Below are 4,899 nucleotides of genomic sequence, written 5' to 3' on the forward strand. Positions count from 1 at the left end.
GTTCAGCAGTGTTCAGCGTAAATGTATCAGGTTGTGCCCCTAGGTTCAGCGCTGAGAGGAGGTCAGCCGCTCTCCCAGCAATTGCACACAATAGGCCGCCAGCCCCAACCCCACCATGGCAAACATGAAGGCAATCAGGGAAACGGAACCGACCAGCAGGTAGCGCACCAGAATGCTGATTCCGCGGGCCAACGATCCAATCTCCACCTCAATTGGCGGCAACTTGGCCAACATCGAGAGCAGCAGTTGAAAGAACCCGTAGCCCAAACTGACGGCGATGGCGGCCCCCAAGAGGGCACTGAAAGGATGGGGGGATCCCTGGGGCGAGGCGGAAGACATGGGGCAGCACCGGAAAACTCACCTTTATTCTAGGCTGCAGGTACAATGTGGAAGTTTCTTTTCTTTCCGGCAAGCCTAGGGGTTATGGAGAGCGGATCGGGAGTGGGATCCCACTACGAAGTTTTGGGCGTTTCCGTGGCGGCGACGGCGGAGGAGATCAAGTCTGCCTACCGTCGTTTGGTCAAGTATCACCATCCCGATAGCCTGCTGGCCAAAAAAGATCGGGCCACCGCTGAGCGCATCCGCCAGATCAACGCTGCCTACGCGGTGCTCAAAGATCCGCAATCTCGCCGCGACTACGACCGGCAATTGCACTCCAGCCGCACCTCACCCTGCCCTCAGCCGACGGGATCCCCCCGTGAAACCGTCAGCCACGAAGCCATCGCCCGCGCAGCCTGGATCCAACAGGTCTACACCCCCCTAAACCGAGTTTTGGGGCCCCTGCTGTCTTCCCTAGAGCCTCAGTTGCATGCTTTGGCGGCGGATCCCTTTGATCCCGACCTGTTGGAGTCCTTCGCCACCTATTTGGAAGAGTGTAGCCAGAAACTGGCCCAAGCTCAGCAGATCTTTCGGCGCCTTCCCAATCCCAGCAGCTTGGGGGGAGTGGCCTCTCGCCTCTACTACGCCCTCAACCACTTAGAAGATGCCCTAGAGGAGCTGCAGTATTTCCCGCTGAACTGCGACGATCGCCACCTGCACACCGGACAAGAGCTGTTTCGCCGGGCAAGAGGGCTGCGCCTGGAAGCCATGGAAGCTTACGCCAAGAGTTCACCCTAGGCCAGAGCGGGATCCCCCCCTGGGCAGAGAGGGGCGAGGATCATAGGGGATAGGGATGTACTGCACGGAAGGGCGGCCCATGGTGGCCTGTGGGTACAAGTCCATCAGGGCATAGATTTGGGGTGGCAACTCAGTAGAAATGGGCAGGCCCAACCTTTGGGCTTCTTCGGCAGTGATCGGGTAGTCGTGGGTAACTTGTCCACTGGTTAGGTACTGGATGAGGGGCTCGATGCGTTCGGGGGCAATTTTGCGCTTGGGCACATCGTCCTTCAGGAGATCCCGCACGAAGTTCTGTACCTGTTGCATCGCTTTGCGGGCCAGATCTGCCAGGATCAAGGTTTGGTCATCGATTTCGGCAATGGGTTTATCCGCCACCACCTGCAGAATACTGGCGGCAGCATACCCCCCCAACTGTGGATCCACCGGCCCCAGGACTGCATTGGCATCCATGACGATTTCGTCGGCGGCCAGGGCCAGCATCGTCCCCCCCGACATGGCGTAGTGGGGCACAAACACTGTCACTTTGGCCGGATGGCGGATCAAGGCGCGGGCAATTTGCTCCGTAGCCAGCACCAGGCCACCGGGGGTATGCAAAATCAAATCAATCGGGGTATTGGGTGGAGTGAGGCGAATCGCCCGCAATACCTGCTCGGAGTCCTCGATGCTGATGTAGCGGGAAACCGGGATCCCCAAAAAACTAATCGACTCCTGGCGGTGAATGAGCAGAATCACCCGGCTGCCCCGCTTTTGCTCCAACTCCCGAATGGCCATCAAGCGCCGGAACTCTTGGGCACGACGGTTCAGCAGAGGTTGCAAAGAGCTGAAGATCAGGAAAATCCAGAACAGGCTGCCCCAGTCCACTTTCGCACCTCAAGTGGGATCCCTTTGCTTCCAGGATAGGGGATAGCAAACCTTTGGTGATCTCTGGGCCTCACGAGTTGGGTTCAGACGCCGCAAAAAAGCGATCCAAAGCCTGCAGCAAATCCGGTACGGAAGCTTGGTCAATCCAGGATCGAATATAAGCCTGCTGCTCCGCCAAGTTTTCAATGCGGCCCAACTTTTGCATGGCCAAGTAGCGGGTTTCTGCCGCGGCGCGATTGGTTTGCAAGTCCAGCCGCTGCTCCGGGGTAAGCGGATACTCCGTTTGGGCCAGCAGGTAATCCGCCACCATCATGAACAGCAGAGGCCCCGCCAATTCCACCTGGGGCTCGGCTTCTGGCTCAGAATCAGCAACAGCGAGATCTTGGAGATCTTGAAAAAGATCCTGACCCAGTTGCAGCAGCTCCTCTGCTGAAACCGCCCGCAGCACCGTCTCGGCAGCAGCCTGCAGCGGCTCTGGGGAAACCCTGTGGTGAGTGGCCAATTCCGCCAGGGCCTGTTCCCATTGATCCCGTTGGGCTTGCACCACAGCCCGCTCTTCTGGAGAAAAGTCCAACCGCTCCAGCACCACCTCCAGAGCCACAGCCCCCACCAACAGGGGGGGGAAGCGCAGCACTGTAGAGGCGGATCCCGCCTGCTCCAAAAAGGCTTCCAAATCCGGGCCAGATCCCCTGTCCAGCAAGTCCTGCAAGTAGGCCAGCACCTCTTGAGGCGAGGTCAACCTGAGGATCCCTCGCACCTGTGCCCGCAAGTCTGCGGGGATCCCAAGGAGCTGCACCTGGACTTCGGCCCGCGCCTGCGCTTCTGCAATCAACTCCGGCAAATCTGCCGTTGCCCGACCGGCCTGCAACAAAACCTGGCTAGAGTCCTGCAACAGGCTGGCCGCTTCCACAAACAGCAGCACCTGCGGGACTTGCAGCGTTGGCCAAACCATGCTAGCCAAGCTGTGGATCCGCAGGGGATCCCTCCGATTCTGGATTGGCTGGCGCAGCGGGGTGAGCTGAAGTGGGCTTGTGCCAGTGCAGACCGATCAGAGCATCGTACAAAAAGCCCCAAAACTCTCCCTTCTCCCAGATCCCCAGCGTTTGCTGGCAGTTGCGCGCGTCCAGCTCAGGTTTGGCTGCCCAGTAGGCTGCTTGGTATTTGTACCAGGGAACAGAAGGCCAGAGATGGTGGATCAGGTGATAGTTTTGCCCCAACAGCAGAACGTTGGTCAGCCATCCGGGATAGACGCGGGCATTGTACCACCGCTCTTGGGATTGAAAAGGGCGATGGGGCAGGTAGTCAAAAAACAAGCCCAGCAAGAACCCCATGATAAAGGCAGGGGGTAGCCAATAGTTCATGATGTAGTCGGTGTAGCCGAAGTAGCTGGCCAGACCAAAGGTCAGGATAACCACCAGCCGACTCAAGCCCCACTCCAGCAGATCCCAGCGACCTTTCCGCCAGAGCTGCCGCTTAAAGAAAAACACCTCATGGTAGAAAAACCGCGGCGCGATCAGCCACAGCGGCCCTCCCGTTGAGACATAGTGATCGGGATCGTCTTCAGGATGGTTGACGTGGGCGTGGTGCTGCATGTGTACCCGCTTAAAGACGGGATAGACAAAACCCTGCAACAGGGCAGAGCCGTGTCCGAGTGCCTCGTTCAGAAAGCGGTTGCGGTGGGCCGAGCCATGGGAAGCATCGTGAATCACCGTGCCCAGAACATAGAGGGCCACAAAATTGAGCCAGAACACCATCCATTTGGGCCAGTGCCAAAAGGCGTACCCGCCAAAGCAAGAGGCCGAAAGCACCACCGCAGCCAAAAACATCAGCAAGGTGGGATTCCAAAATTCCGAGGGTGGCCCCAACAGCTCACGAGGCAATGCGAAAGGTTTTTGGGCTGGTTCAGCAGTAGCAGCAACAGTCATCGGCAGCCATCCTTAGGTGCGCACAGTGCAGACAGAGAGGATGGGTCGAGGCAGCGCGTCCCAGTCATCACACCGAAAAGAGATCGAAGAGATAAGTTTGTTAACTTTCGTTAGTATACGGCAGAGACCTGCCCAGCTTCTCAGCCCAAGCCTTATTTTCCTCACAACCCCAGCCATGGGGGCACCTTCCTCTCCTGGCCAAGGATTCCCGAAGGATCCCGGCAACGGCAAACTGCCCCTGAAGCCAGAGAAAAGCCGTAGTGTGAGGTTTTGTTGCAATTCATGTGCAGATTGCGAGGGGATCCCAGCAGGAGGGGTAATCTAAGGGTCGGTTAACCTGAGCTGAGGATGGAAACCATGATGCCTGTTGTTGCGCTGTTGGCTCTGACCGCTCAAACCAGCCCCTGGTCCCCCCTGAACGCCGTGATCATTCTGCTCTGCACAGGGCTGGCTTACTTGAGCTTCAAATCCTCTTCTGGAGTGGCCTCAGAGACTGGGCCGGTACTGGGAATGACCTGGCCGGAAGTCATCGGGGTTGCCAGCTTTGGCCATTTGTTGGGAGTGGGGGTCGTTTTGGGCCTCTCTAACATTGGCGTTCTCTAGGTCGCCACTTCCTTTACATTTCTTGAACTTAGTCCGGATCCCTGCTTGGTGATGTTACACTCTATTTCGATTCTGAAAAAAGCAGTTCCTTCAGCCGCGTTTTCCCCTGAGGTTTGTTGCCATGTCAGCGATGATGCTCCTGGCCAGTTTGCCGGAAGGCTATGAATTGTTTGACCCGCTGATCGACATTTTGCCGATCATCCCTGTTCTGTTTTTCCTGCTGGCCTTTGTCTGGCAAGCGGCAGTGGGCTTCAAGTGAAGCCATCGCTCCTGCTGAGGTCTTGTCCGGAGGAAACTCAGGCAGAGCCGAGGTGCTTCCCCCCAGCTCCTCTCCCAGGTTGGGGGGTTTGTTGCTATACCCCGGCAAAAGCGACAAGCCGTCTTGTCACTGGTC

General features: G+C 57.7%; 7 protein-coding genes. 3 read left to right on the forward strand and 4 right to left on the reverse strand.

The genetic code is table 11. The annotated features are described in order from the left end of the window. Nucleotides 1-45: 45 nt before the first annotated feature. The gene (locus tag NW856_RS07455) at nt 46-339 is read right to left on the reverse strand and encodes a DUF3082 domain-containing protein (RefSeq protein WP_414350285.1); all 294 of its coding nucleotides are present in this window, start codon (nt 337-339) and stop codon (nt 46-48) included. An 84-nt stretch (nt 340-423) separates the two neighbouring features. Between NW856_RS07455 and NW856_RS07460 the strand changes: the two genes are divergently transcribed. After that, nucleotides 424-1,116, forward strand: a complete 693-nt coding sequence (locus tag NW856_RS07460) for a J domain-containing protein (RefSeq protein WP_414399689.1) — start codon at nt 424-426, stop codon at nt 1,114-1,116. Here NW856_RS07460 and NW856_RS07465 read toward each other — a convergent pair. From NW856_RS07465 to NW856_RS07475, 3 genes are all read right to left on the reverse strand, one after another. Further along, nucleotides 1,108-1,977, reverse strand: a complete 870-nt coding sequence (locus NW856_RS07465) for an SDH family Clp fold serine proteinase (protein WP_414350282.1) — start codon at nt 1,975-1,977, stop codon at nt 1,108-1,110. The genes NW856_RS07460 and NW856_RS07465 overlap by 9 nt on opposite strands. 70 nt (nt 1,978-2,047) lie before the next feature. Further along, nucleotides 2,048-2,929: a hypothetical protein gene (locus NW856_RS07470; protein WP_414399690.1), complete on the reverse strand. Its 882-nt coding sequence runs from the start codon at nt 2,927-2,929 to the stop codon at nt 2,048-2,050. A gap of 1 nt (nt 2,930) precedes the next feature. Beyond that, nucleotides 2,931-3,902 (reverse strand): fatty acid desaturase, encoded by a 972-nt coding sequence (locus tag NW856_RS07475; protein WP_414399691.1) that lies wholly within the window; start codon nt 3,900-3,902, stop codon nt 2,931-2,933. Nucleotides 3,903-4,259: 357 nt separating this feature from the next. Between NW856_RS07475 and psaK the strand changes: the two genes are divergently transcribed. Both psaK and NW856_RS07485 read left to right on the forward strand, forming a co-directional pair. Further along, entirely contained in the window at nt 4,260-4,505 is a 246-nt protein-coding gene (psaK, locus tag NW856_RS07480; protein ID WP_011431775.1) for a photosystem I reaction center subunit PsaK, read from the forward strand. Between the two features lie 121 nt (nt 4,506-4,626). Continuing rightward, on the forward strand, nt 4,627-4,764 hold the full coding sequence (locus tag NW856_RS07485; RefSeq protein ID WP_414350277.1) for a photosystem II reaction center protein K: 138 nt from the start codon (nt 4,627-4,629) through the stop codon (nt 4,762-4,764). The last annotated feature ends 135 nt before the right edge of the window (nt 4,765-4,899 follow it).

The sequence above is a fragment of the Synechococcus sp. R3-13 genome (assembly GCF_047462195.1).
Taxonomy (GTDB): domain Bacteria; phylum Cyanobacteriota; class Cyanobacteriia; order Thermostichales; family Thermostichaceae; genus Thermostichus.